General features: G+C 75.9%; 16 protein-coding genes and 1 pseudogene. 13 read left to right on the top strand and 4 right to left on the bottom strand.

Annotated elements, in window-relative coordinates; genetic code table 11:
* Positions 1 to 52: 52 nt before the first annotated feature.
* Positions 53 to 2,395, bottom strand: a complete 2,343-nt coding sequence (locus AB7F12_RS04715) for a heavy metal translocating P-type ATPase (protein WP_428498034.1) — start codon at positions 2,393 to 2,395, stop codon at positions 53 to 55.
* Positions 2,395 to 3,366, bottom strand: a complete 972-nt coding sequence (locus AB7F12_RS04710; protein ID WP_428498035.1) for a hypothetical protein — start codon at positions 3,364 to 3,366, stop codon at positions 2,395 to 2,397. Before AB7F12_RS04710 ends, AB7F12_RS04715 begins: the two co-directional genes overlap by 1 nt.
* 174 nt (positions 3,367 to 3,540) lie before the next feature.
* Here AB7F12_RS04710 and AB7F12_RS04705 point away from each other — a divergent pair, with 174 nt between their 5' ends.
* The 11 genes and pseudogenes from AB7F12_RS04705 to AB7F12_RS04655 all read left to right on the top strand — a co-directional run bounded on the left by AB7F12_RS04705 (position 3,541) and on the right by AB7F12_RS04655 (position 18,746).
* Entirely contained in the window at positions 3,541 to 4,590 is a 1,050-nt protein-coding gene (locus tag AB7F12_RS04705; RefSeq protein ID WP_428498036.1) for an alpha/beta fold hydrolase, read from the top strand.
* Positions 4,591 to 4,654: 64 nt separating this feature from the next.
* Positions 4,655 to 5,827, top strand: a complete 1,173-nt coding sequence (gene moeZ / locus AB7F12_RS04700) for an adenylyltransferase/sulfurtransferase MoeZ (RefSeq protein ID WP_428498037.1) — start codon at positions 4,655 to 4,657, stop codon at positions 5,825 to 5,827.
* Positions 5,828 to 6,105: 278 nt separating this feature from the next.
* Entirely contained in the window at positions 6,106 to 7,767 is a 1,662-nt protein-coding gene (locus tag AB7F12_RS04695) for a hypothetical protein (protein ID WP_428498038.1), read from the top strand.
* Between the two features lie 132 nt (positions 7,768 to 7,899).
* Complete coding sequence (locus AB7F12_RS04690) at positions 7,900 to 8,682, top strand: TIGR02569 family protein (protein WP_428498039.1); 783 nt, start codon at positions 7,900 to 7,902, stop codon at positions 8,680 to 8,682.
* A gap of 203 nt (positions 8,683 to 8,885) precedes the next feature.
* Positions 8,886 to 10,256, top strand: coding sequence for a nitrate/nitrite transporter (locus tag AB7F12_RS04685; RefSeq protein WP_428498040.1), 1,371 nt, complete (start codon positions 8,886 to 8,888; stop codon positions 10,254 to 10,256).
* A 71-nt stretch (positions 10,257 to 10,327) separates the two neighbouring features.
* Positions 10,328 to 12,415, top strand: a complete 2,088-nt coding sequence (locus AB7F12_RS04680; protein WP_428498041.1) for a molybdopterin oxidoreductase family protein — start codon at positions 10,328 to 10,330, stop codon at positions 12,413 to 12,415.
* Positions 12,412 to 13,794: pseudogene (locus AB7F12_RS04675) on the top strand (FAD-dependent oxidoreductase); the annotation flags it as partial. The gene AB7F12_RS04680 and the pseudogene AB7F12_RS04675, both read left to right, overlap by 4 nt.
* Before the next feature lie 221 nt (positions 13,795 to 14,015).
* The gene (gene nirB, locus AB7F12_RS04670) at positions 14,016 to 16,550 is read left to right on the top strand and encodes a nitrite reductase large subunit NirB (protein WP_428498042.1); all 2,535 of its coding nucleotides are present in this window, start codon (positions 14,016 to 14,018) and stop codon (positions 16,548 to 16,550) included.
* On the top strand, positions 16,547 to 16,891 hold the full coding sequence (gene nirD, locus AB7F12_RS04665; RefSeq protein ID WP_428498043.1) for a nitrite reductase small subunit NirD: 345 nt from the start codon (positions 16,547 to 16,549) through the stop codon (positions 16,889 to 16,891). Before nirB ends, nirD begins: the two co-directional genes overlap by 4 nt.
* Complete coding sequence (locus tag AB7F12_RS04660; protein ID WP_428498044.1) at positions 16,888 to 18,078, top strand: uroporphyrinogen-III synthase; 1,191 nt, start codon at positions 16,888 to 16,890, stop codon at positions 18,076 to 18,078. The genes nirD and AB7F12_RS04660 overlap by 4 nt, the downstream gene beginning before the upstream one ends.
* Positions 18,075 to 18,746, top strand: a complete 672-nt coding sequence (locus AB7F12_RS04655) for a sirohydrochlorin chelatase (protein WP_428498045.1) — start codon at positions 18,075 to 18,077, stop codon at positions 18,744 to 18,746. The genes AB7F12_RS04660 and AB7F12_RS04655 overlap by 4 nt, the downstream gene beginning before the upstream one ends.
* Positions 18,747 to 18,799: 53 nt before the next feature.
* Here the strand turns inward: AB7F12_RS04655 and AB7F12_RS04650 are convergent, their stop codons facing one another.
* Positions 18,800 to 19,081 carry an MGMT family protein gene (locus AB7F12_RS04650; RefSeq protein ID WP_428498046.1) on the bottom strand — a complete coding sequence of 94 codons (282 nt, stop codon included), beginning with the start codon at positions 19,079 to 19,081 and terminating at the stop codon, positions 18,800 to 18,802.
* A gap of 33 nt (positions 19,082 to 19,114) precedes the next feature.
* Positions 19,115 to 19,909 carry an alpha/beta fold hydrolase gene (locus AB7F12_RS04645; RefSeq protein ID WP_428498047.1) on the bottom strand — a complete coding sequence of 265 codons (795 nt, stop codon included), beginning with the start codon at positions 19,907 to 19,909 and terminating at the stop codon, positions 19,115 to 19,117.
* Between the two features lie 80 nt (positions 19,910 to 19,989).
* On the opposite strand from AB7F12_RS04645, the gene AB7F12_RS04640 reads away from it, so the two are divergent.
* Together AB7F12_RS04640 and AB7F12_RS04635 are read left to right on the top strand one after the other, a co-directional pair.
* Positions 19,990 to 23,295 (top strand): ATP-dependent helicase, encoded by a 3,306-nt coding sequence (locus tag AB7F12_RS04640; RefSeq protein ID WP_428516790.1) that lies wholly within the window; start codon positions 19,990 to 19,992, stop codon positions 23,293 to 23,295.
* Positions 23,292 to 26,636, top strand: a complete 3,345-nt coding sequence (locus AB7F12_RS04635) for an ATP-dependent helicase (protein ID WP_428498049.1) — start codon at positions 23,292 to 23,294, stop codon at positions 26,634 to 26,636. The genes AB7F12_RS04640 and AB7F12_RS04635 overlap by 4 nt, the downstream gene beginning before the upstream one ends.
* The last annotated feature ends 128 nt before the right edge of the window (positions 26,637 to 26,764 follow it).

Below are 26,764 nucleotides of genomic sequence, written 5' to 3'. Positions count from 1 at the left end.
CGTGAGCCCGGAGCTTACCCGCCGGTAGCCACGATCGAGCGACGTGGGTTGATCACCTGGGCCGGTCGGCGGTGCTGCGGAACGTGCGCAGCCGCAGGCTGTTGGTCACGACGAACACGGAGCTGAACGCCATGGCGGCGCCGGCGATCATGGGGTTGAGCAGGCCCGCGGCGGCGACGGGGACGGCGGCGACGTTGTAGGCGAACGCCCAGAAGAGGTTGCCGCGGATCGTCGAGAGGGTGCGCCGGGCGAGGCGGACGGCGTCGACGGCGGCGAGGAGGTCGCCGCGGACGAGGGTGAGGTCGCTCGCCTCGATGGCGACGTCGGTGCCGGTGCCCATGGCGAGGCCGAGATCGGCAGTGGCGAGGGCGGCGGCGTCGTTGACCCCGTCGCCGATCATGGCGACGACCTTGCCCTCGGCCTGGAGCCGGGTGACGACGGCGACCTTGTCCTCGGGCATGACGTCGGAGATGACGTCGCCCGCGTCGATGCCGACGCGTTCGGCGACGGTGCGGGCGGCGGCGCCGTTGTCGCCGGTGAGCAGCATGGGGCGCAGGCCGAGGGCGCGCAGCCGGCGGATGGCTTCGGCGCTGGTGGGTTTGATGCCGTCGGCGACCGCGAGGACGGCCCGTGCGCGTCCGTCCCAGGCGACGACGACGGCGGTGTGGCCGGCGCGTTCGGCCTTCTCGCGGGCCCGGGCGAGCTCGTCGGGGAGCTCGACGTCGTGGTTCGCGAGCAGGGCGGGCCGGCCGACGAGGACGGCGTGGGCGACGACGCGGTTGTCGACGAGCTCGGACACGACGCCGCGGACACCGAGCCCGTGCACGGCCTCGAACTCGGAGACGCCGGGGAGTCCCGCGCCGTCGGCGGCGCGGGCGGCGTCGGCGACGGCGCGCGCGATGGGGTGCTCGGAGCCGTCCTCGACGGCGCCGGCCATGCGCAGGGTCTCGTCGCGGTCCTCGCCGTCGGCGGTGTGGACGTCGACCAGCTCCATGCGGCCGGTGGTGACGGTGCCGGTCTTGTCGAGCACGACGGTGTCGACACGGCGGGTGGACTCCAGCACCTCGGGGCCCTTGATGAGGACGCCGAGCTGGGCGCCGTGGCCGGTGCCGACGAGCAGCGCGGTCGGCGTGGCGAGCCCGAGGGCGCAGGGGCACGCGATGATCAGGACGGCGACGGCGGCGGTGAACGCCGCGGCGACGCCTTCGCCGGTGCCGATCCAGAACCCGAGGGTGGCGACGGCCAGCGCGATCACGACGGGCACGAAGACCGCGGAGACGCGGTCGGCGAGGCGCTGGACGGCCGCCTTGCCGGTCTGGGCGTCCTCGACGAGCCTGGCCATCTGGGCGAGCCGGGTGTCGGCGCCGACGCGGGTGACGCGCACGACCAGCCGTCCCGAGGTGTTGAGGCAGCCACCGACGACGGCAGCGCCGGGTTGGACGTCGACGGGGACCGGTTCGCCGGTGAGCATCGACGCGTCGACGGCGGACGTGCCCTCCTCGACGGTGCCGTCGGTGGCGATCTTCTCGCCGGGGCGCACGACGAACCGGTCGCCGACGGCGAGCGCGGCGACGGGGACACGTTCCTCACGGCCCTCGCGCAGCACGGCGACGTCCTTGGCGCCCATGTCGAGCAGGGCGCGCAGGGCGGCGCCCGCGGCGCGCTTGGACCGGGCCTCGGCGTAGCGCCCGGCGAGGACGAAGGCGGTGACGCCGGCGGCGACCTCGAGGTAGATCTGGCCGGCGCCGCTGCCGCGGGAGACGGCGAGGGTGAAGGGGTGGACCATGCCGGGGATGCCGGCGGTGCCCCAGACGAGTGCGTACACCGACCAGGCGAGGGCGGCGAGGGTGCCGACGGACACGAGGGTGTCCATGGTGGCGGCGCCGTGGCGCAGGTTGACCCAGGCGGCGCGGTGGAAGGGCCAGGCACCCCAGACGACGACGGGGGCGGCGAGCACGAGCGCGAGCCACTGCCAGTAGGTGAACTGGAACGCGGGGACCATCGAGACGACGACGACCGGTACGGCGAGCACGGTGCTCACGAGCAGCCGGTGGCGCAGCGATGCGGTCGGGTCGCTGTCCTGGCCGGCCTGGACCGGGGCGTCGTCGGCGGCGGGTGGCGGGGGCAGCGTCGCGGTGTAGCCGGCGGCCTCGACCGTGGCGACGAGGGCCTCGGGCTCGACCCCCTCGGGGTATTCGACGTGCGCCTTCTCGGTCGCGTAGTTGACGGTGGCGACGACGCCGTCCATCTTGTTGAGCTTGCGCTCGACGCGGTTGGCGCACGACGCGCACGTCATACCGCCGATGGCCAGCTCGATGCGCAGCGCCTCGGGGGCGACGGTGACGCCTGGTGACGCGGCCGCGGTGCCCGGCGACTCGGGGGTCAGGGTGCTCATCAGCGGCTCCCTTCCGGCGTGGAGACGGAGAACTCGGCGGTGTGGGTGACGCCGCCGTGGACGAACTCGACGAACAGGCGGTACGACCCGGCGGACGGGACGTCGACGGTGAAGGCGGTGCCGGGTCCGGCGCGGTCGGCCGGGCCGGGTGTCGACGACGTGATGGGCTGGACCCGCAGGTAGGCGAGGTCGCCCTGGCGCAGGACGACGAGGTGGCCGAACGCGCCGAGGGCGGGCTCGAGGTCGAGGACGGGCGCGCCGCCGCGGCTGACCGTCGCGTAGATCTGCGACTGGGTGCCCGGGACGAGGTTGCCGTCGAGGCGGACCTGGTAGCCGTCGACGTCGAAGGTGCGCGAGTCGGCGAACCGGAAGGGCGTGAAGTCGCCCTGCACGAACAGGTCGGTGCCGAGGACGAGGGGCGGGCCGTCGGCCGGGGCGAAGTCGGCGTAGGCGCGCCAGACCCCGCCGCCGGGGAGCGTGAGCGGGGCGCGCCAGACGCCGTCGGCGCCGAGGGTGGGCTGGAGGTGCTGGAAGCCGGCGGCGTCGCGGCGGATCACGACGACCTGCAGCGGCCCGTGGTGGGCGTCGGCGTAGCTGGTGACGGGGCTGCCGTCGGGCCCGGCGATCGTGAGGGCGAGCTCGCCGGGACGGTTCAGTCCGAACGTCGTGTTCTGGACGGCGAGGGTGTACCCGGCCTGGGTGGCGGAGAGGCCGAGCGACTCGACGCCGGCGACGGGCTCCCCGCCGGTCGGGCCGCGGTCGGGGGCGGCGGGGCCCGCGGCGGGTGGGCCGTGTTCGTCGTCGTGGTTGGGGTCGTGGCCGGGGGCGCGCGTCGCGGGGGCGGCCGGGGCGTCGGGCCGGGTCGCGGCAGTGTCGGTGACCGGGCCGACCGCGACGCCCGTGGCCCACGCGCCGGTGAACAGCAGGATGAGGACCGCTGCGTAGGCGGCCAGTCGTCCTGCCGTGGTCATCGCGGTCCTCCTCCGCCGGCGGCGCGCCGGTCCTGCCGGGTTCAACGCGGCGACCCCGCCGACCATGACCCGTCTGTCGCCGTGCGGTCGGTCCCGCGAGCCCGACGATACCACCAGGGGGTATCTGGGGCGGGAGTCGTGGTGTGCGACGCCACGATGAGCGATGCTGGACCGATGCCCGGATCCGCTCCCGTCCCCGACCCCCCGCGGCCCGCGCCCCCGCTCGCCGACCCGGCCTCCCTCCCGCCGCTGGACCTCGCGCGGCGCCCGTGGCCCGGCCGGGAGGTCACCGCGGGTGGGGTGACGATGCACGTCCGGGAGACGCCAGGGGCGGCCGCGCGCGCGGTCTACGTCCACGGGCTCTCGGGATCGTCGACGAACTGGACCGACCTCGCCGGGCTGCTCGCGGGCCGCGCGTCCGGCACGTCGGTCGACCTGCCCGGGTTCGGGCTGTCCCCACCGCTGGACCCCCGCGTCTGGACGCCCGACGCCAACGCCGAGGCCCTCGCCCGGTTCCTGCGCGCCTCCGGCGACGAGCCGGTCCACCTGCTGGGCAACTCCCTCGGCGGGTCGATCTGCGTGCTGCTCGCGGCGCGCCACCCCGACCTCGTCCGCACCCTGACGCTGGTCTCGCCCGCCGTCCCCGACCGCCGGCCCGACCCGCGCCGGCTGTCCGACCCGCGGCTCGCCCTCGCGATGCTCCCCGGCGGGGCGGGACGGCGCGCCCGGGCCGCGCTCGCCGCGCTCGGACCCCGCGAGCGGGCCGAACAGGCCCTCTCGCTGTGCTTCGGCGACCCGACCCGAGCGCCCGAGCACCGCATCGTCGAGACCGCGGAGGAGATCCTCGCGCGCGGCTCCGTGCCCTGGGCGGGCGAGGCGGTCAACGGCGCGGCGTTCGCCATGTTCGCGAGCTGGCTGCGGTTCGGCCGGGCGTCGCTGTGGGCGGCGGTGCGCACCGTGCCGGTGCCGACCCTCGTCGTCTGGGGCGACCGCGACCGGCTCGTCTCACCCCGCCGCGCCGCCCGTACCGTGCGCTCCCTGCGCGACGGCCGGCTGTTGATGCTCCCGGGCGTGGGGCACATCGCCCAGATGGAGGTTCCCGACGTCGTCGCTCGTGCCGTCGCCGGCATGTGGGACGCCGTCGAGTCCGGGGAATGGGCCGGTGACGTCGCCCGGGATGGGAAGATGCGGGCAGCCGCGCGCGTTGAGCAGGTCGAGTCGTGACAGTGCCGTCACGCGGGTGTCGTCGCAGCGCGCGAACAGCACGCGAATCCGAGGAGTACAGAGCATGCCCCTACCGCCGCTCGTGGAGCCGGCCGCCGAGCTGACCAAGGAGGAGGTGGAGCGCTACAGCCGCCACCTCATCATCCCCGACGTCGGGATGGCCGGTCAGAAGCGGCTCAAGAACGCGAAGGTGCTGGTCATCGGCGCCGGTGGCCTCGGTTCGCCCGCCCTGCTCTACCTCGCCGCCGCCGGGGTGGGCACGCTCGGGATCGTCGAGTTCGACGAGGTCGACGCCTCGAACCTGCAGCGTCAGGTCATCCACGGCCAGTCCGACGTGGGCCGCCCGAAGGCCGAGTCCGCCCGTGACTCGATCCGCGAGGTCAACCCGCTGGTCGAGGTCCGGCTGCACCAGACGCGGCTCGAGGCCGACAACGTCCTCGACATCTTCCGCGACTACGACCTCATCCTCGACGGCACCGACAACTTCGCGACCCGCTACCTGGTCAACGACGCCGCGGTGCTGCTCGGCAAGCCGTACGTGTGGGGGTCGATCTTCCGCTTCGAGGGCCAGGCGTCGGTGTTCTGGGAGGACGCGCCCAACGGCAAGGGTCTGAACTACCGGGACCTCTACCCCGAGCCCCCGCCGCCCGGAATGGTCCCGTCGTGCGCCGAGGGTGGCGTGCTGGGCGTGCTGTGCGCGTCGATCGGCTCGATCATGGTCAACGAGGCGATCAAGCTGATCACGGGCATCGGTGAGCCCCTCCTGGGCCGTCTCGTCGCCTACGACGCGCTCGAGACCACCTGGCGGACGATCAAGCTCCGCAAGGACCCGGCCACGCCGAAGATCACCGAGCTCATCGACTACGACAGCTTCTGTGGCGTCGTCACCGACGAGGCCGCGGGTGCCGCCGCCGGTCACACCATCACGGTGACCGAGCTCAAGGAGATGATCGACGCGGGCAAGGACTTCTCGCTGATCGACGTCCGCGAGCAGAACGAGTGGGACATCGTGCGCATCCCTGGTGCGACGCTGATCCCCAAGGACCGCATCCTCAACGGCGATGCACTCGCCGAGATCCCGCAGGACAAGCCCGTAGTCCTGCACTGCAAGTCGGGTGTGCGGTCCGCGGAGGCGCTGGCCGCGCTGCACAAGGCCGGCTTCTCCGACGCCGTGCACGTGGGTGGCGGGGTCCTGGCCTGGATCAAGCAGATCGACCCGTCGCAGCCCGTCTACTGATCCTCCCGGCCGGACTCCCGGCCCCGGCGCCGCCGGTACCCCTACGGGGTGCCGGCGGCGCTGTCGTGTGCGGCTTCCCGGTGATCGGGACGTACGGAGCGTGACGCATGAACGTCACGAGTGCGCCGTACGGAGCATCGACAGCTGATCCGTTCGGCCGATATCGTTCGGTAACGAAGATCAAGACGGACCTGGGCGCTCCGGCGCCGGCCTGCGCGTAGGGGCGCCGCCGGGGACGGCCTGTCGCGTTCGGCGTCTGCGTGTGCGGGGGGCGGACGATGGACGGCGAGCGGCACTGCGCCCTGCCCGGGTGCGACGAGCTGGTCACCAGCCTGCCCGGCCGTCCCGAGCGTCGGTTCTGCAGCCCGGTGCACCGGGAGGCGGCGCGCCGGGCCCGCCGCGACGTGAACCGCCTCGGCCGTGCGGCAGTGGGGGCTGCCCCGGGTGGGGCGACGCCGGTCGGCGTCGCGGTGGTGGCCGCGGCGTCGGCCGGCGCGGAGCAGGCCGAGACCGCGGAGCCGGCCGGGACCGCGGAGCCGGCCGGGACCACGGAGCCGGCCGGGACCACGGGGACGGTGGGGAACGCGGAGAAGGCAGCGCCCGCGGCGACCGCCGCGGGCGCGCTCCCGGCCCTCGGGTGGCCGCCGCTGCTGCCCCTCGCCGCGGCCCCGCCCGCCCGCCCGCGCCCGCCCGCCGAGGTGCCGCCCGTCAGGACGGCCACACGGCGGGACCGCCGGCACCGCCGCGCGATCGCGGTGCTCGGCGCGGCGGGCGCCCTCGTCGCCGGCTACTGCATCACGGCGTCGGGGCCCGACGTGGCGGCGACCCACCCGTCGGTCCTCGCCGTCCCGCAGCACGCCGACGAGCGCGGCTGGGCTGCGCAGGCCGAGGTGATGCTGGCGTCGGTCGGCGACCAGCTCGACGACGTCGCCGACGCCGAGGCCGAGTGGCACGCCCTGCCCGAGCAGGTACGCGAACGCCGGGCCGCCACCTACGCGGCGCTGTTGCGTCGCAAGGCCTACCTGGAGACACAGAAGACGCTGCTGCAGACGCAGCTGGGCACCTACCGGTCGCTGACGCGCGCGGGCGACGAGCTGCGCCAGGCCCAGCAGCAGCTGGCCTACATCGAGCGCGAGCTGGCGATCGCGACCGACCCGGCGCGGCGCACGCCCGCGCAGTCGGCGCTGGTCGCGGCGCTGGAGGAGAACCGCCGGACGCTGGAGCGGCGCCGCGACGCCAAGCAGGACGAGATCCGCGGCCTCGCCGTCGACGTCTCCACCGCGGCTCGCGTCCCGCTGCTCGACGATCCCGACGCGACGCGCAGGGCGACCGCGGAGGTGCATCGGATCGTCGCCGACCCGACGGCCCCCGCCCCCCACGACGTCTCCGACGACCGGCGGCCCGAGGCCGTCCCCGGCCGGCCCGCGCAGCGCGACGGCGCGCCGTCGGTCCAGGTCGGGACGGGGGCGCCGCCCGAACCCGGCAGCGGCCCGGTCGAGCTGGAGCGTCTCGCGGCGGGGGGCGACGGGCCGGTGGTGCCCGTCGCGCACGTCGAGACCGTGTCCGACCAGGCGCCCGACGAGCCGCGGCCGCAGCGGCGCAGCGAGCCCGCCGACCCGGCGCCGCGGGCCGTCGCGCCGCCGGCGGAGACCGTCGCACCTGCTGCGGTGCAGGCGCCGCCGCCCGAACCGGCGCAGGCCCCCGCGCCGGCGACGCCGTCGGCCCGGCCCGCGGCCACGTCGTCGCCGCAGGGGCCCGCGGCCGGCGCGGTCGGCATGGTCGCGCCGGGTGTCGGCTGGATGTACCCCGGCATGTCCGACACGGTGCGGGCCGCGGAGCAGGAGCAGGCGGCCCGCCGCGAGGCCGCGCAGCAGACCCCGCCGCCGGCGGCCGACGCGGCCGCGACCGGGACCGACGACCCCGACCGGGTCGTCGGCTGAGTCCGTTCACCGTGGTCGCGCCCGCGTGGCGGCACGACGCCCACGACCGTCGCAGGTAGCGTGCGGGGCGTGACCGCAGCTCACACAGCCTCCGCTGACCCGGGGCCGCGCGTGCCCGGGGCGGGGGAGGCATTGCCCCAACACGTCCGCACCGCGTTCGGTGTCGCCGACGCGCCACCACGTCCTGTCGCCTGGGCCGGCCAGCGCGCCTGGCAGTGCGGCGAGGCCCTCATCCGGCCGGTGTCCGACAACGCCGTGGCGGCGTGGTCGGCGGGGGTGCTGGAGAACCTCACCGTCGAGGGGGTGCGCCTGGCCCGTCCGCTGCGGTCGTCGGACGGGCGCTGGGTCGTCGCCGGGTGGGCGGCGTGCCGGTTCCTGCCGGGCAGTGCCGAGCCCCGGCACGACGACGTGGTCGCCGCCGCGATGCGCCTGCACGCCGCGACGGCCGCCGTGCTGCGCCCGCGGCTGCTCGACGACCGCGACGACGTGCTGTCCCGCTCGGTGTCCGCGGCGTTCGGCGAGCGCAGGCTGACCCTCGACCCGGTCACGGGAGGCGACCTGTTCTCCGAGCTCGGCGCCTACCGGCGGCCGGTGAAGCTCGTCCCGCAGGTCGTGCACGGCGAGCTGTTCGGCGCCGTCCTGTTCGACTCCGACGGCAGCCCCGCCGTCCTCGACCTCGTACCGTTCTGGCGGCCTGCGGAGTGGGCGGCGGCTGTCGTCGTCATCGACGCCCTGGCCTGGGGAAACGCCGACGCGGGCATTCTCGAGCGCTGGTCGCACCTGGCCGAGTGGCCGCAGGCGCTGCTGCGCGCCCTGCTCTACCGGCTGGCCCTGCACGCCCAGCACCCGGAGGGCACCGTGCGCTCGCTCAGCGGCCTGGAACGGGCCGCGGGACTGATCAGCGCCCGCCTCTGAGCGATCTCGGGCCGCGCGCTCACGGCCCGGCGCGTGCAGCCCCGTACCTCACCGCCCCGTACCTCACAGCCCCCTACCTCACAGCCCTGAGCGAGCAACGTTGAGGAGCTCGTTGCGTCGATGACACGCGGGGCCACGACGGGGTAATCCGCGCTTCCTAGCGTCTGCTACCGACCCGATCGGCGAGCAGCAGGAGGCAGGGCGTGACCCTCACGGACGTCACGAACGAGGAGGCGAGCGGCCGGGGGCGGCTCGGCGGACGCTGGATCGACGACTGGGAGCCCGAGGATCCCGGCTTCTGGGAACGGACCGGCCGCTCGATCGCGAACCGCAACCTGTGGGCGTCGATCTTCGTCGAACACGTCGGGTTCTCGGTGTGGACGCTGTGGTCGGTGTTCGTGCTGTTCATGGGCCCGGAGTACGGGGTGGACGCGGCGGGGAAGTTCTTCCTGGGTGCGACGGCCACCCTGGTCGGCGCCGTGCTGCGGGTGCCGTACACGTTCGCGGTGGCCCGGTTCGGTGGCCGGAACTGGACGATCGTCTCCGGTCTGCTGCTGCTGATCCCGACGGTCGCGGCCGCGTTCGTCCTCCAGCCCGGGACGCCGTACGCGGTGTTCGTGCTGATGGCGGCGCTGGCCGGGTTCGGCGGCGGCAACTTCGCGTCGTCGATGACGAACATCAACACATTCTTCCCGGAAGGCCGCAAGGGCACCGCGCTCGGGCTCAACGCGGGCGGCGGCAACCTGGGCGTCGCCGTCATCCAGCTGGTCGCGCTGCTGGTCATCGCCACCGCCGGCGCGGGCAGCCCGAAGCTGCTGCTGGCCGTCTACATCCCGCTCATCGTGATCTGCGCGGTGTGCGCGGCGCTGTTCATGGACAACCTGTCGAGCGTCCGCAACGACACCGGCGCCTTCCGCCTGGCCGTCGCCGACCGCGACACCGCGATCATGTCGCTGCTCTACATCGGGACGTTCGGCTCGTTCATCGGCTACAGCTTCGCGTTCGGCCTGGTGCTGCAGACGCAGTTCGGGCGCACCCCGCTGCAGGCAGCGGCGCTGACGTTCATCGGCCCGCTGCTCGGTTCGTTCATCCGCCCCCTCGGCGGCTGGCTGGCCGACCGCTTCGGCGGCGCCCGCGTCACCGCCGTGAACTTCCTGGCGATGGCCGCGGCGGCCGTGGTGTGCATCGTGGCGTCGACGTTCGCGTCGCTGCCGCTGTTCGTCGCCGGGTTCATCGCGCTGTTCGTGTTCTCGGGTGTCGGCAACGGCTCGACCTACAAGATGATCCCCGCGATCTTCCGCCGCAAGGCGTTGGCGCGCATCGCGTCCGCCGACGCGGCGCTGCTGCACGCCCGGCGGGTCTCGGGCGCGGCGATCGGGCTCATCGCGGCCGTCGGGGCGCTCGGCGGGCTGCTCATCAACCTGGCGTTCCGCCAGTCGTTCGCGGCGACGGGATCGGGCGTGCCGGCGTTCTGGGTGTTCTTCGCGTTCTACCTGGTCTGCACGGTGGTGACGGTCGTGGTGTACCTGCGTGCGCCGTCGCGGGCGGCCGCAGGCGCCGCGGTGGCGGTGTGAGCTCGCCGGTGTCACGCGCTGGAAACATCGCCGAACCACGCCCGGCACGGGGCCGTCCGACGATGGCGCGCATGCCCGCCGACACCCACTGCCCGTACTGCGCCCTGCAGTGCGGCATGACGGTCGGTGTCGACGGCGAGGTCGCGCCCCGGGAGTTCCCGACCAACCGCGGCGGGCTGTGCCAGAAGGGCTGGACGGCAGGGTCGCTGCTGTCGCACCCGGACCGCCTGACCACTCCGCTGGTCGGTGGCCGCCCGGTGACGTGGGAGCACGCGCTGTCCTTCGTGGGGTCGCGGCTTCGTGACCTGCAGGCGGCGCACGGGCCGGACGCGGTGGCCGTCTTCGGCGGCGGTGGGCTCACCAACGAGAAGGCGTACCTGTTGGGGCGCTTCGCCCGTGTCGCGCTGCGGACGTCGCAGATCGACTACAACGGCCGCTTCTGCATGTCGTCGGCCGCTGCGGCGGGCAACCGTGCCTTCGGCCTCGACCGCGGGCTGCCGTTCCCGGTGACCGACCTCGACGACGCCGACGTCGTCGTCCTCGCCGGGGCCAACGTCGCCGAGACCATGCCGCCGCTGATGGGGCACCTGGGTTCGGCGCGGCTGGTCGTCGTCGACCCGCGGCGGACGCCGACGGCCGAGTGCGCCGTCGCATCCGGTGGGCTGCACCTGCAGCCGGTGCCGGGCACCGACCTCGTGCTGGCGCTCGGCATGCTGCACGCGGCGGTCGTCTCCGGCGCGGTGGACGTCGGCTACCTGTCCTCGCGCACCACGGGGTTCGACGACGCCTGGCGGCTCGCCGCGCAGTGGTGGCCGGAGCGTGCCGAACGGGTGTGCGGGGTGGCGGCCGCCGACATGCGGACCGTCGTGTCGTGGCTGGCCGGGTCGTCGCGCCGCTACGTCCTCACCGCCCGTGGCGCCGAGCAGCACGCGCACGGCGTCGACACGGTGACCGCGTGGATCAACCTCTCCCTCGCGCTCGGGCTGCCGGGCACGCCGGGGTCGGGTTTCGGGACGATCACCGGGCAGGGCAACGGGCAGGGGGGCCGTGAGCACGGGCAGAAGGCCGACCAGCTGCCCGGTTACCGCCGGATCGACGATCCTCGGGCCCGGGCCCACGTCGCCCGGGTGTGGGGCGTCGACCCCGCGGCGCTCCCCGGCCCGGGGCGGTCCGCGGTCGAGCTGATCGACGCCATCGGCGCCCCCGGCGGCCCGCGGGCGATGCTGGTGTTCGGCTCCAACCTGCGGGTGTCGGCGCCGGACTCGGCGCGCGTCGCGGCCCGCCTCGACGCGCTGGACCTGCTCGTCGTCGCCGACTTCCTGCCCGGCGAGACGGCCCGGCGCGCCGACGTCGTCCTCCCCGTCGCCCAGTGGGCCGAGGAGGAGGGCACGCTCACCAACCTGGAGGGCCGGGTGCTGCGCCGCCGGCGCGCCCTGGACCCGCCACCGGGCGTCCGCACCGACCTGGAAGTCATCACCGGCCTCGCCGCCGAGCTGGGCCACGGCGGCTTCCCCGCGACGCCGCGCGCGGTGTTCGACGAGCTGCGCGCGGCGTCGGCGGGGGCCCCGGCCGACTACTCCGGCATCACCTACGACCGCCTCGACGCGGGCGAGGTCCTGCACTGGCCCTGCCCGTCGGCCGACCACCCGGGCACGCCGCGGCTCTTCCTCGACCGCTTCGCCCATCCCGACGGTCGCGCCCGGTTCGTGCCCGTCGACCACGTGCCCGCCGCAGAGCTCCCCGACGACCCCTACCCGTTGCGCGCCACCACCGGGCGTGTCCTGGTGCACTACCAGTCGGGCGCGCAGACACGCCGGGTCGGTGAGCTGACCGCGATCGCGCCGGAGAGCTTCGTCGAGATCCACCCGGACACCGCCGCCCGCGCCGGCCTGGCCGACGGTGCCTGGGCCCTCGTGGAGTCCCGCCGCGGCGGCGTGCGTGCCCGGGTGCGCTGCGTCGCGACGCTGCGCCCCGACACGGTCTTCCTGCCGTTCCACTTCGGCGACGAGCAGGCCGCGAACCTGCTGACGAACCCGGTGCTCGACCCGGTCAGCGGGATGCCGGAGTTCAAGGTCGCCGCGGTCCGCCTCCTGCCTGCCGGCGCGCCGGACACCTCGCAGAGGCGCCACTCACGTCCCACCCCGGCGGTGCCGGCGTGAGGCGCATCGTGGTGGTGGGCAACGGGATGGTCGGCGCCCGGTTCGCGGCCGAGGTGCGCCGCCGGGGTGGCGCCCGCGTGACCGTCGTCGGGGCCGAGGCGCATCCCGCCTACAACCGCGTCCTGCTGTCGACGGTTCTCGCGGGCGGTATCGACCCTGCGGGGATCGCGTTGCCGCAGGCCGAGCACGTCGATGTCCGGTGCGGGATCGCGGCGACGTCGATCGATGCGGCGGCGCGCACCGTGACCTGTTCCGACGGTGCGCTCCTGGCCTACGACGACCTGGTCCTCGCCACCGGCAGCCGCGCGTGGCTGCCACCGGTGGAGGGCGTGCCGGGCCCGGGCGTCGTCGCGTTCCGTGACCTCGACGACTGCCTCGCGATCCTCGACATGGCCCGCCCCGGCGCGCGGCTCGCCGTCCTCGGTGGCGGGCTGCTCGGGCTGGAGGCCGCCCGCGGGCTCGCGGCCCGCGGCGTCGACGTCACCGTCGTCCACCCCGCCGGGCACCTGATGGAACGCCAGCTCGACGCGGCCGCGGGCGCGGTGCTGGCCGATGTCGTCGACAAGCTCGGCGTCCGCGTCAGGCCCGGTGTCGGCGCCGTCTCCTGGACGCCGGGAGTGGGCCTGACCTGCGGCGACGGCTCCCTGGTCGTTGCCGACGGGCTCGTCGTCGCTGCGGGGGTGCGGGCCGAGACCGCGCTCGCCGCCGCGGCCGGCGCGCGGGTCGACCGCGGGATCGTCGTCGACGACCGGCTGCGCACCTCGCTGGACGGCGTCCACGCGATCGGCGACTGCGCCCAGCACGGCGGCGCCCCGGCCGGGCTCGTCCAGCCGGGCTGGGAGCAGGCCGCCGTGCTCGCGGATCTCCTCGCCGGCGCCGACCCGGCCGCCCGCTACCGCGGTACCCGGGCCGTCACCCGGCTGAAGGCGTCCGGTGTGGACCTCACGGCCGTCGGTGACGTCCACACCGAGGACGACTCCGTCGAGCTGTTGCGGCTCACCGACCCCCGCCGCGGTCGGTACGCGAAGCTGGCCCTGCGCGACGACCGCGTCGTGGGCGGCATCATGATCGGCTTCCCGGACGCCGCGGCGTCGATGATCCAGCTGCACGACACCGGTACGCCCGCCCCGTCCGACCGGCTCGCCCTGCTGCTCGGCCGCGCCCTGCCGGGGGAGGCCACCCCGACCGCCGACCCGGGACACCTGCCCGCGGCCGCGGTGGTGTGCCGGTGCAACACCGTGACCAAGGGTTCGCTGGTCGCGGCGTGGCGTGCGGGAGCGACGGACCTCGCCGCGTTGCGGGGGGCGACCCGCGCCGCGACGGGCTGCGGCAGCTGCGCCGGGACGGTCGAGGGCATCTGCGCGTGGCTGGCCGCGACGGACGCACCGGCCACCACCGAGCCCCCGGAGGAGGTGCACGAACGGTCCGTTGCTGCAGCTCGATTGCGGGAAAGGGCCGTTCGTGCAGGTGGGGGTGCCGCGGGCGCTGCCGCGGCTGCCCGCCACGAGCTGCCCGAGCGGCACGGTCGCGCACCCCGGTCGCTCGACGGCGCCGTTCGTTCGGAAGCGATCACGCAGGACCACGACACGGAGGGGGCGGCATGACCCGGGAGCTGGTCGTCGTCGGGCACGGGATGGTCGGGCACCGGCTGGTCTCGGCGGTGCGCGACCGTGACACCGAGGGGACCTGGCACGTCACGGTGCTGGGGGAGGAGGACCGGCCGGCCTACGACAGGGTCGCACTGTCGTCCTACGTGGACGGTCGCACCGAGGACGACCTGTCGCTCGGCACCCATGACGACCCGCTCGTCGACGTCCGCCGCGGCGCCACCGTCGTCGGGATCGACCGCGACGCCCGGCTGGTGCGCACCGCCTCCGGCGAGACGGTCCGCTACGACGCGCTCGTCCTCGCGACGGGTTCGGTGCCGTTCGTGCCGCCCGTCCCGGGGCGCGAGCTGCCGGGCTGCTTCGTCTACCGGACCCTCGACGACCTGGACGCCATCACGACAGCGGCCACGGCGGCCATGTCCCGGTCCGGACCGGGGCGGCGCTCGGCCGTCGTCGTGGGCGGTGGGCTGCTCGGGCTGGAGGCGGCGCGGGCGATGCGGTCGCTGGGGCTGTCGCCCCACGTCGTCGAGATCGCGCCGCGGCTGATGCCGGTGCAGGTCGACGAGGGCGGTGGCGCGCTGCTGCGGACCCTCGTCGAGTGCCAGGGCATCGCGGTGCGCTGCGGTGTCTCGGTGGCGGGGATCGTCGCCGACCGGGGGCGCCTGGTCGCGCAGCTGTCCGACGGCATCGAGCTGGACGCCGACGTCGTCGTGTTCTCCGCGGGCATCCGGGCCGCCGACGGCCTCGCCCGGGCCGCGGGCCTGCCCGTCGGGCAGCGCGGTGGCGTGCTGGTCGACGACCGCTGCCGCACCGTCGACGAGCACGTGTGGGCGGTGGGCGAGTGCGCGGCGCTCGAGGGCTGGACCTACGGGCTCGTGGCGCCGGGGTACGCGATGGCCGAGGTCGTCGCCGACCGGTTGCTCGGCGGCGAGGCCCGCATGACGCCCGCCGCGCTCGACATGTCGACGCAGCTCAAGCTGCTGGGCGTGGACGTCGCCAGCTTCGGTGACGCCCACGCGACGACCGAGGGCGCGCTGCCGGTCGTGATCAGCGACCCGGTGGCGGGTACCTACGCCAAGCTCGTGGTGTCCGACGACGCGTCGACGCTGCTGGGTGGCGTGCTGGTCGGCGACGCGTCCCGCTACGCGGCGCTGCGCCCCCTCGTCGGATCGGCCCTGCCCGCCGACCCGGTGGCGCTCATCGCAGCGGGCGCGGTCGCGCTGGGCGCCGACGCGCTCCCGGACTCCGCGCAGGTGTGCTCGTGCAACGCGGTCACGAAGGGGGCGCTGCGTTCCGCCGTCGCCGCGGGGGCGCGCACCGTCGGCGAGCTGAAGGCCTGCACCCGCGCCGGGAGCAGCTGCGGCTCCTGCGTCCCGTTCCTGAAGACGATCCTCGCCCAGGAGGGCGTCCCCGTCTCGACGGCACTGTGCGAGCACTTCGCCGTCTCCCGCGCGGAGCTGTTCGAGATCGTCGCCGGCGCGGGCATCACGACGTTCAGCGACCTCGTCGCGCGGCACGGCACCGGGCGGGGCTGTGACGTCTGCAAGCCGGTGGTCGCGTCGATCCTGGCCTCGCTGAGCGGGGCCAGGGGCGGCGGGCACATCCTCGCCGGTGAGCAGGCGGGGCTGCAGGACACCAACGACCGCTTCCTCGCGAACATGCAGCGCGACGGCACGTACAGCGTGGTGCCGCGGGTGCCCGGCGGGGAGATCACGCCGGGGGGGCTGATCGTGATCGGTGAGGTCGCGCGTGACTTCGGGCTGTACACCAAGATCACCGGCGGGCAGCGGATCGACATGTTCGGGGCCCGTGTCGAGCAGCTCCCCGCGATCTGGAGACGCCTGGTCGATGCCGGTTTCGAGTCCGGCCACGCCTACGGCAAGGCGCTGCGGACGGTGAAGTCGTGCGTCGGCAGTACGTGGTGCCGGTACGGGCAGCAGGACTCCGTCGGGCTGGCCGTCGCGCTGGAGCTGCGCTACCGCGGACTGCGGAGCCCGCACAAGATCAAGTCGGGGGTCTCGGGGTGTGCGCGCGAGTGCGCGGAGGCCCGGTCGAAGGACTTCGGCATCATCGCGACCGAGACCGGCTGGAACCTCCACGTCGGCGGCAACGGCGGCTCCACCCCCCGCCACGCCGACCTCCTGGTGTCCGATGTGGACACCGAGACGCTGGTCCGGATCGTCGACAGGTTCCTGATGTTCTACATCCGGACCGCGGACCGGTTGCAGCGCACCGCCCCCTGGATCGAGGCCATGGAGGGCGGGCTCGACCACCTGCGCGCGGTGATCGTCGACGACTCGCTCGGCATCTGCGCGGACCTGGAGGCGGCGATGGCGGCGCACGTCGCGTCCTACGCCGACGAGTGGGCGGGGGCGCTCGCCGACGAGGACACGCTGGCGCGCTTCGTGTCCTTCGTCAACGCGCCGGACACGCCCGACCCGACGATCACGTTCGTGACCGAACGTGGCCAGCGCGTCCCCGCGCCCCGCACACCCGTGTTGATCGGAATCCCGGAGGTGGGCTCGTGACCGCAGCCGTCGTGGCGACGTGGACGCCGGTGTGCCGCGTCGACCAGCTCGAACCCGAGCGCGGGATCGCCGCGCTGCTCGACGGGCGGCAGGTCGCGCTGTTCCGCACCCACGAGGGGGCGGTGCACGCGATCGGCAACGTCGACCCGTTCTCGGGGGCGGCCGTGCTCTCGCGCGGCATCGTCGGCGACCGCGGCGGCGTCCCCACTGTCGCCTCGCCCGTCTACAAACAGGTGTTCTCGCTGGTGGACGGACGATGTCTCGACGACCCGGCGGTCCGCGTGGAGGTCTACGAGGTCGCGGTGGACGGTGCGACGGTCTCGCTGCGGGTCGGGCGATGATCGTGGCCGTCGCCGGACGGGGACCTGACGACGCGGCGGTGCCCGCGTTGGCGGGCTTCACCGTCGGCGTCACCGCGGCCCGGCGCGCCGACGAGCTCGCGACGATGCTGGAGCGCCGCGGCGCCGTCGTGCAACACGGTGCGGCGCTGCGGATCGTCCCCCTCGCCGACGACACCCGGCTCCGGGAGAGCACGCACGCCCTGATCGCCCGCCCACCCGACGTCACCGTGGCCACGACCGGCATCGGGTTCCGCGGCTGGATCGAGGCGGCCGAGGGCTGGGGGCTGGGCACCGACCTGATCACGGTGCTCGGCAAGGGGACGGTGCTGGCCCGCGGGCCCAAGGCGCGCGGCGCGATCCGGGCGTCGGGGCTGACCGACGCGTGGTCGCCGGAGTCGGAGTCGTCCGCCGAGGTGCTCGACCACCTCCTGGAGTCCGGTGTGGACGGGCTGCGGATCGCGGTCCAGCTGCACGGGGAACCGCTGCCCGACGTGGTCGAGGCGCTCGCGATGGCGGGCGCCGAGGTCGTCGAGGTGCCCGTGTACCGGTGGCTGCCGCCGCGCGACCGCACCCCGCTCGACCGGCTCACCGACGCCGTGCTCGCCGGCGGGATCGACATCCTGACGTTCACCAGCGCGCCCGCCGCGGCGAGCCTGCTGGCCCGCTCCCGCGAGCGCGGTCTGCACGACGCCCTGCTCACCGCGCTGCGCGGGCCGGTCCTGGCGATGTGCGTCGGACCGGTCACCGCGGCGCCGCTGCAGGACGTCGACGTCCCCACCACACAACCCCAGCGCTCCCGGCTCGGCGCCATGGTCCGCGAGCTGGAGGCCGTCGCCCCCACGCGGGCGCGGCGGCTGCCCGTCGCCGGGCACGCCCTGGAGCTGCGCGGACACGCCGTCCTCGTCGACGGCGTCCTGCGGCCCGTCCCGCCCGCCGGGATGGCGCTGCTGCGCGTGCTCGCCCGCCGCCCCGGCCGGGTCGTCCCGCGGGCGGAGCTGCTGCGCACCCTCCCCGGCGGCGGCGACGACGAGCACGCCGTCGAGACCGCCATCGCCCGGGTGCGCTCCGCGCTGGGGGAGCCGAAACTGCTGCAGACCGTCGTCCGGCGGGGGTACCGGCTCGCCCTCGACCCGGTCGCCGGACCCGTCCCGCTCGGCGGGCACTGCGGCGACGGAGGCCTGCGATGACCCCCCTCCTGCTCGTCACGCACGGGACCCGCTCGGGCGACGCCGCGTCCGACCTGGCGCGTGCGGTGGCGGCCCGGTCCGGCCTCGACGTGCGGCTCGCCCACGCCGACGTCCGCGCCCCGACGATCGCGTCCGTCGCCGCCGGGCTGCCGCACGCGGTCGTCGTGCCCGCGTTCCTGGCCGCCGGGTACCACGTCCGCCGCGACCTCCCCGCCCAGCTCGCCGCCGCGGGCGCGTCCTCGTTCCCGGTGACGCCCGCGATCGGCCCCGACCCCGCGCTGGCGGAGGCGGCGCTCGACCGGCTCCGCGAGGCCGGCCGGCGCCACGGCGACGCGGTCGTCCTCGCCGCCGCCGGATCGGCCGACGCCGTCGCGCTCGGGCAGGTGCGGCAGGCGGCCCGGATGCTGCAGGCCGCGACGGGCCGTCGGGTGCGGGTGGGCTTCGCCGCCTCCCCCGCGCCGCGCGTCGACGCCCTCGTCGCCGGCCTGCGGGCGGCGGGCGAGAAGCGGATCGCGGTCGCGTCCTGGCTGCTGGCGCCGGGGGTGTTCGCCGACCGCGTCGCCGCCTGCGGGGCCGACGTCGTCGGCGCGCCCCTGGGCACGCACCCGGCCGTCGTCGACACGGTCCTGGCGCGCTACGAGGCCGCCCTGGCCCGCTCGGCCGCATGATCCTGCTCACGAGCGCGGGACGCGTGGCCCGGTTCCTGCAAGCCGGGGGCGGCTCAGCGGCGGCGGCGCTCGCGGGGGAGGCGGCCGTCCACCAGCAGGACACCTTCCGCGCGCAGCCGCGCCGCCTGTTCGACGGCGATGTGCGGGGCCGGGGTGCCGTCGGCGCGCAGGACGCGGTGCCAGGGGACGTCGTGCCCGTCGTCGGACAGGACCTTCCCGACGATCCGCGGCGAGCTCAGGCCCAGTTGGCGGGCGATCTCGCCGTAGGTCGAGGTCTCACCGGGTGGGATGGCGCGGACGGCGTCGCGCACGGCCTCGACCGTCTCCTCGTCCATCCGCTCCTCCGGGTGCGCGTCTTGTCCGGTTGATCAGTCGAGGCCGAGCACGAACTCGCGGATGTGCGCGGCCACCTGGTCGGTGCGTTCGAGGAACAGCATGTGGCCCGCCTCGACGGGCCTCACGGTCAGGTCGGCGCCGAGGGCGGCGGCGCAGCGGTCGAGCCAGGCCTGCTCGACGAAGTCGCCGCGCGTCGCGGGCACGACCAGCGTCGGTGTCCCGGCGGGCGGGACCACCGCGGGGCGGGCCATCTCGTTCCAGGCGACGAGCGCCGCCGAACGCAGGTAGCGCCACTCCCAGCGGTCCTCGAAGTAGGCCAGGTGGGCCGCGACCTCGGCGTCCACGAGCGCCGCGTCGACGCCTTTCCACCGGTCGGCGCGGTCGGCGCGGGCGGTCTCCAGGTCGGGGTAGGTCTCGTCGGGGCGGGTGTCCTCGGCGGTCTCCAGCATGTCGTCGGGGTCGAGGCCGATCGCCGGGTCGAGCAGCACGAGCCGCTCGACCCGGTCGGGCGCGGTACGCGCGAGGTGCACGGCGATCGCGCCGCCGAACGAGTGCCCGACGACGGCGACGTCCTCGACCTCCAGCCGGTCCAGCACGGCGATCGCGTCGGCCACGTGCTGCTCGATGTTCCACGGCGGCGCCCAGGGGGAGCGGCCGTGTCCGCGCAGGTCGACGCCGATCCAGCGGAGCTCGGGGACCGCCTCGGCGAGCGCGGCCCAGCGCGCGCCGTGGCCGGTCACCCCGTGGAGTGCGAGCACCGGCACGCCGACGGGGTTGCCGAAGGTGTGCACGTGCAGGCGCCGGGCGTTCTCGGACACTCCCGTCATGCTGCCATCACGGTCTGTGGCGAACGGCAGGTGGGGGCGGCCCCGCGGAGATCGTCGGTGCGGCGTGGTCGAATCCTCGGGTGCCCCGCCCCTCGTCGCCCCGCACGGCCGCCGCGCCCCGCCGTGACCGGGCGCCGCTGCTCGTGCGCGGTGCCGGCACGCCCCCGGGGGCGCCCGCGTGGGACGAGGCGGCGCGACGGGTCCTGGCCCACCGCGAGGGCCCGCTGCGGGTCGTCGGCGGGCCGGGCACGGGGAAGACCACGGTGCTGCTCGCCGCGCTGGCCGAGCGCATCCGGGAGGGCGTCGCGCCGGAGAACATGCTGGTGCTGGTCGGGAGCCGGCGCGCGGCCGTCGACATGCGGGAGAGGTTGACACCGCTGCTGCATCCCGACGGCGGCAACCCCGAGTCGACGACGCGTGAGCTGCTGGTGCGCACGGTGCACTCGTACGCCTTCGGGGTGTTGCGGCTGCACGCCGCCCGCCACGGGGATCCGCCACCGCGGCTGCTGGCGGGCGCGGAGCAGGACGTCGTGGTCCGGGAGCTGCTGGCCGGGGAGGTCGAGGGCGACGCACCCGGCTCGGGGTGGCCGCAGCGGCTGCGGCCGGCGCTGGGTCTGCCGGGGTTCGCGGCGGAGCTCCGCGAGCTGCTGCTGCGGGCGGCGGAGCGCGGCCTCGGGCCCGACGAGCTGCGCAGGATCGGTGAGCGGTTCGACGTGGACGAGTGGCGGGCGGCGGGCCGGTTCTTCCGGGTGTACGAGCAGGTCGTGCTGTTGCGCGGGGCCGCGGGCCGGGGCGCCCCGCAGGCCACGGCCCCGGCGCTCGACTCGGCGGAGCTGGTCGCGGCTGCGCTCGACACGTTGGCCGCGGACCCGGACCTGCGCGCGGCCGAGCAGCAGCGGGTGCGGCACCTGTTCGTCGACGACGCGCAGGACCTCGATCCACAGCAGATGGAGCTGGTCGGGGCGCTGGGGTCGACGGCGTCGACGACGCTGCTGGCCGGCGACGCCGACCAGGCGGTCCTGATGTTCCGGGGCGCCGATCCGCAGGGGCTGCGGGCCGTCGAGGCGGACACGGTGGTGCTCGATGTCGACCATCGCAGCGCGCCCGTGGTCCGCGCGGCGGGGGAGCGGCTGGCGGCCCGGCTGCCGGGCGCCGGGGAGGGCCGGTCGCGGCGGGGTCCCGAGGGTGAGGACCCGGAGGCGGGTGAGGTCCTGGTCCGGGTGTTCGGGTCGGTCGCCGCGGAGGCGTCGTGGATCGCCGACCGGCTGCGCCGGGCCCATCTGGTCGACGGGGTGCCGTGGTCGGAGATGGCGGTGCTGTCGCGGTCGACGCGGCGGTCGCTGCCCGCGCTGCGCCGTGCGCTGGTGGCCTCGGGGGTGCCCATCGCGGCGCCGCCCGACGAGCTGCCGCTGGGCCGCCAGCCGGCGGTCGTGCCGTTACTGATGGTGCTGCGCGCGGCGACCCGGCCGGACTCGCTCGACGCCGACGCGGCGGCGGCCCTGCTCACCTCGCCGCTCGGCTCGGGCGACCCGATGCGCATGCGCCGGTTGCGGCGCGGGCTGCTCCGGCTGCACGCGGCGACCGCTGTGGCCGCGGAGGAGATCACCAGCAGTGATCCGCTGCTGGTCGCGGCTCTACGGGCCGCGGTGGAGGGCGACGTCGACCCGCTGGCCACGTTGCCGCCGTCGGAGACCGCGCCGCTGCGCCGGGTCGGTGCCCTGCTGGCCACGGCCGGGGCGGCGGCCCGGGAGGGGCACAGCGTCGAGGAGGTGCTCTGGCGGGTCTGGCAGCAGTCCGGCCTGGCCGAGCGCTGGGCCTTGTCGAGCGGGCGCGGCGGGCCGGTCGGCGCCGCCGCCGACCGGGATCTCGACGCCGTCCTGGCCCTGTTCGACGCCGCCGCCCGCTACAGCGACCGGCTTCCGGGCGCCGATGTCGCCGGGTTCGCCGACTACCTCGCCGACCAGCAGCTCCCGGGCGACTCGATGGCCGCCCGCGCCCCCATGGGCGACGCCGTCTCGCTGCTCACCGCGCACGGCGCCCGCGGCCGGCAGTGGCAGGTCGTCGCCGTGCCCGGGGTGCAGGAGGGCTCGTGGCCCGACCTGCGGCTGCGCGGGAGCCTGCTCGGCACCGAGCGCCTCGTCGACCTGCTCGCGGGCATCGCCGAGCCCGACGCCCGCGTCTCGCGGGTCGCGCCGCTGCTCGCCGAGGAACGCAGGCTCTTCTACGTCGCGTGCACGCGCGCGGCGCACACGTTGCTGGTCAGCGCGGTGCAGGGGGAGGACGAGCAGCCGTCGCGCTTCCTCGACGAGCTCGACCCGCTGCCCGCCGGACCGGGTGAGGCGCGCACCGTGCACCGGCCGAGCCGGTCGCTCGTGCTGGCCGAGCTGGTCGGCGAGCTGCGCCGTGCGGTGTCGGCGCCAGGGGATCCCGGTCGCCGCGAGCGGGCCGCGGTCCAGCTGGCCCGGCTCGCCGCCGAGAACGTCCCCGGCGCGCATCCCGACGACTGGTACGGCCTCGCACCCGTCTCCACCGACGCGCCGCTTCGCGTGCCGGGCGAGGTCGTGCCGGTGTCGCCGTCCGACGTCGAACGGATCATGGCCTGCCCGCTGCGCTGGGTCCTCGAACGCCACGGCGGTGGCGACGTCGGCGCCCTCGCCGCGGTAACCGGGTCGCTGGTGCACGCGCTGGTGCAGTCGGCGTCCGCGGGCGCGCAGCCGGCCGAGCTGGAGCACGCGCTGCGCTCGGCCTGGGCCCGCCTCGACGCCGGCGCCCCCTGGTACGGGCGCCGCGAGCTCGACCGGGTCCGCGCGATGCTCGCGGCGTTCGACGAGTGGGTGCGCACCAGCCGGGCCGACGGGCTGCGGCTCGTCGCCGTCGAGGAGCCGGTGCGGCTCGACCTGCCCGTCGAGGGCGACGTGCCGGGGCAGCAGCCGGAGGTCGGCCGCGCGCAGGGGCCGTGGCTGCAGCTGCGCGGCCGGGTCGACAGGCTGGAGGTCGACGCGGAGGGGCGCCCGGTGGTCGTCGACGTGAAGACGGGCAAGACCGCGGTGAGCGCCCGCGTCGCCGCCGAGCATCCGCAGCTCGCGGTCTACCAGCTCGCGGCCGCGCTCGGCGCGTTCGGACGGCTGCTGGAGAAGGGTGTCACCCCGGGCGGTGCGCGGCTGGTCTACCTGGCCGACCGCAAGGCGAGCGGCCAGGCCAAGGAGCCCTCGCAGCCCCCGCTCGACGCGGCCGAGCTCGCGCGGTGGCGCGGGGTCGTCGCCACGTGCGCGCAGGACACGTCCGGGTCGGCGTTCGTCGCCCGGGTCAGCGCCGACTGCGACCGCTGCCCGGTCCGCACCAGCTGCCCCGCACGGGAGGCCGGCCGGCCGGTGACCGCGCCGTGACGCTCACCCCGGCAGCGCTGGCCGCGGCGCTCGGCCTGCACCCGCCCACCGACGAGCAGGCCGCCGTCATCGCCGCGCCGCCGCGTCCCGCCCTGGTCGTCGCCGGGGCCGGGGCGGGCAAGACCGAGACGATGGCCGCCCGCGTCGTGTGGCTGGTCGCCACCGGTCAGGTGCTGCCCGAGCAGGTCCTCGGGCTCACCTTCACCCGCAAGGCCGCGCAGCAGCTGGGCCAGCGGGTCCGGGCGCGGCTGCGTCGCCTCGCCGGGTCGCCGCTGCTCGACGAGCTCGACCCCACCGGTGTCCGACGCACCGCGGTCCTCGCCGGCGAACCGACGGTGTCGACCTACCACGCCTATGCCGGGCGGCTCGTCGCCGAGCACGCGCTGCGGCTGCCCGCCGAACCCGCCGCGCGGCTGCTCACCGAGACGGCGTCCTGGCAGCTGGCGCACCGCGTCGTGTCCACCTGGGCCGACGACCTCGAGATCGACCGCGTCCCCGCGACCGTCACGGGCTACCTGCTCGCGCTGGCGGGGGAGATCGGGGAGCACCTCGCCGACCCCGCCGACGTGCGCCGGCTGGCCGGTGAGATGGCCGACGTGCTGGAGAACGCGCCGCGGGCCAAGGGCCAGCGGGCGGAGCCGTCGCTGACCTACAAGCGCTGGATCGCGGCGCAGCGGATGCGGGTGGAGCTGTTGCCGCTGGTCGAGGCGTTCGCCGCGCGCAAGCGGGCCGAGCGCACGATCGACTTCGCCGACCAGATGGCCATCGCCGCGAGCGTCGCGGCCGACCATCCCGAGGTCGGCGCCGCCGAACGCACCACCTACCGCGCCGTGCTGCTCGACGAGTACCAGGACACCGGCCACGCCCAGCGCGTCCTGCTGCGCGCCCTGTTCGGGGGCATCCCCGGCGCCCCCGCCCGCGACGACGGCCTGTCGGTGACGGCCGTCGGCGACCCCTGCCAGTCGATCTACGGCTGGCGCGGCGCCAGCGCGGGCAACCTCGCCCGGTTCCGCACCGACTTCCCCGCGGGCGACGAGCCCGCCGACGAGTACGGCCTGCTCACCAGCTTCCGCAACCCGCCGGAGGTCCTCGCGCTGGCCAATGCCGTGTCCGAGCCGCTGCGCACCGGGCCCGGTGCCGTCGAGGTCGGGGAGCTGCGGGCCGGGCCGACCGCCGCCGACGGCGACGTCCGCGCGGCGCTGCTGCCCGACGTCGACGCCGAGGTCGCGTGGATGGCCGACGCCGTCGCCGCGCAGTGGGCCCTTTCGGAGGCGGAGGGGCGCCCCGCGCCGACGTCCGCCGTGCTGGTCCGCCGGCGCGCCGACATGGACGCCATCGCCGCCGCGCTGCGCGTCCGAGGGCTACCGGTCGAGGTGGTGGGTCTCGGCGGCCTGCTCGACACCCCCGAGGTGCGCGACCTGGTCAGCGCCCTGCGGCTCGTCGCCGACCCGCTGGCCGGGCCCGCCGCGATGCGGCTGCTCACCGGCGCGAGGTTCCGGCTCGGCGTCGCCGACCTCGCCGCGCTGTGGGCCCGCGCCCGGGAGCTCGCCCCACCCATGACCGGCACCGGACCCGGCCCGCTCAGCCCTGCCGAGCTCGCCCTCGGTGCGCTGCCCGGGGAGCAGGCCGAACAGGCCGGCATCGTCGACGCGCTCGACGACCCCGGCCCGCCCGAGCAGTACTCGCCCGCCGGCTTCGACCGCATCCGCCGCCTCGGGCGCGACCTGCTGTGGCTGCGGTCCCGGCTCTCGGCCCCGCTCACCGACCTCGTCGCCGACGCCGAACGCCTCCTGCTGCTCGACACCGAGGCCGCGTCGCGGCCCGGGCCGGTCGGACGGGCGCACCTCGACGCGTTCGCCGACGTCGTCGCCGAGTTCTCCGCCGGCGCCGAGGTCTCCTCGCTGACCGCCCTGCTCGACTACCTGGAGACGGCCGAGCAGGCCGAGGACGGCCTCACCCCCGGCGAGATAGAGGTCGTGCCCGACCGCGTGCAGGTGCTCACCGTGCACGCCGCCAAGGGTCTCGAATGGGAGGTCGTCGCCGTCCCGCACCTGGTCGCGCAGGTCTTCCCCGGCCGCAAGATCGGCGGCGACTGGCTCACCTCACCGGCCGACCTGCCCGTGCCGCTGCGCGGCGACGCCGCCGACCTCCCGTCGTTCGAGCTCCCCGCGGACGTCGACCGCAAGGAGGCGGAGCTGGCGGTCAAGGCGCACCAGGACGCGCTCGACGCCCGCCGGCTCGTCGAGGAACGCCGCCTGTTCTACGTCGCGCTCACCCGCGCCGAACGCGTCCTGCTGCTGTCCGGGCACCGCTGGGGCACCCTCGGCGACCGGCCGCGGGAGCCGTCGGAGTTCCTGCTGCAGGTGGCGGGCTCGATGCCGGCCGCGGGTGGGCGCGTCGAGGCGTGGGCGCAGGAGCCCGCCGAGGGGGAGACCAACCCCGCCAACGACCGCGTCGTCACCGCCGAGTGGCCGGCCGATCCGCTCGGCGCCCGCTCGGCCGACGTCCACGCCGGGGCCGACATGGTCCGGGCCGCGCTCCGCGGCCTCGCCGAGGCGCGGGAACACCATGCCGAGGCCCTCGCCGCCGCCGCGGATCCCGGGGCACAACTCGACCTGATGCCCCCGGACCCTCCCGAGGACCCCGGCGACGACCAGGGCGATCCCGAGGGCTGGGCCGCCGACGTCGACGTCCTGCTCGCCGAACGCGCCGCCGCCCGCGCCCGCCCCACCGTCGAGCTGCCCGCGCACTTCTCGGTCAGCCAGCTGGTGGAGCTCGCGGCCGACCCCGACGCCCTCGCCGCCCGGCTGCGCCGCCCGCTCCCGCTGCCGCCCAACCCGCACGCCCGCCGCGGCACGGCCTTCCACGCCTGGCTGGAGCAGCGGTTCGGCGCCGCGGGCCTGCTCGACCTCGACGACCTCCCCGGCGCCGCCGACGACGGCGCCGCCTCCGACGACGCGCTGGAGGACCTGCAGGCCGCGTTCCTCGGTTCGGAGTGGGCCGAGCGGCGGCCCGTCGAGGTCGAGGTGCCGTTCGAGACCGTGATCGCCGGGATCGCGGTGCGCGGACGGATGGACGCGGTGTTCCCCGACCCCGACGGTGGGTTCACCGTCGTCGACTGGAAGACGGGCCCGCCCCCCGACGAGGCGCGGCTGGGTCCGCTGGCCGTGCAGCTCGCGGCGTACCGGCTGGCCTGGGCCGCGCTCGCCGGGGTGGAGCCGGACCGGGTGCGGGCGGTGTTCCACTACGTCCGTTCGGGGCGAACCCTGCGCCCCGCCGACCTTCTCGACGCCGACGGCCTGCGTGCCCTCCTCGACGGTGTCCCGACGCCTGCCGGCTGACCCGCGCCCGGCCGAACAACCGCGCGCAACCCCACGGTCGCTGTCGGAGCCGTGGACAGCAGTGAGGTTGCGTGCGGCGAGGAGACGCCGGGGTCAGGCTGCCAGGTCGGCGAGGCAGGCTCCCCACG

The sequence above is a fragment of the Pseudonocardia sp. genome (genome assembly GCF_050250275.1).
Classification (GTDB): Bacteria; Actinomycetota; Actinomycetes; order Mycobacteriales; family Pseudonocardiaceae; genus Pseudonocardia.
Note: the sequence above shows the minus strand (reverse complement) of the source record. Positions and strands in the feature narration are given on the sequence as shown.

Bases quoted from the DNA above. Each gene is read 5' to 3' on its own strand.
- AB7F12_RS04650 (WP_428498046.1), bottom strand. From the start codon at position 19,081: ATGGACGAGGAGACGGTCGAGGCCGTGCGCGACGCCGTCCGCGCCATC.
- AB7F12_RS04710 (WP_428498035.1), bottom strand. From the start codon at position 3,366: ATGACCACGGCAGGACGACTGGCCGCCTACGCAGCGGTCCTCATCCTG.
- moeZ (WP_428498037.1), top strand. From the start codon at position 4,655: ATGCCCCTACCGCCGCTCGTGGAGCCGGCCGCCGAGCTGACCAAGGAG.
- AB7F12_RS04705 (WP_428498036.1), top strand. From the start codon at position 3,541: ATGCCCGGATCCGCTCCCGTCCCCGACCCCCCGCGGCCCGCGCCCCCG.
- AB7F12_RS04695 (WP_428498038.1), top strand. From the start codon at position 6,106: ATGGACGGCGAGCGGCACTGCGCCCTGCCCGGGTGCGACGAGCTGGTC.
- AB7F12_RS04715 (WP_428498034.1), bottom strand. From the start codon at position 2,395: ATGAGCACCCTGACCCCCGAGTCGCCGGGCACCGCGGCCGCGTCACCA.
- AB7F12_RS04680 (WP_428498041.1), top strand. From the start codon at position 10,328: ATGCCCGCCGACACCCACTGCCCGTACTGCGCCCTGCAGTGCGGCATG.
- AB7F12_RS04655 (WP_428498045.1), top strand. From the start codon at position 18,075: ATGACCCCCCTCCTGCTCGTCACGCACGGGACCCGCTCGGGCGACGCC.
- nirB (WP_428498042.1), top strand. From the start codon at position 14,016: ATGACCCGGGAGCTGGTCGTCGTCGGGCACGGGATGGTCGGGCACCGG.
- AB7F12_RS04645 (WP_428498047.1), bottom strand. From the start codon at position 19,909: ATGACGGGAGTGTCCGAGAACGCCCGGCGCCTGCACGTGCACACCTTC.
- AB7F12_RS04660 (WP_428498044.1), top strand. From the start codon at position 16,888: ATGATCGTGGCCGTCGCCGGACGGGGACCTGACGACGCGGCGGTGCCC.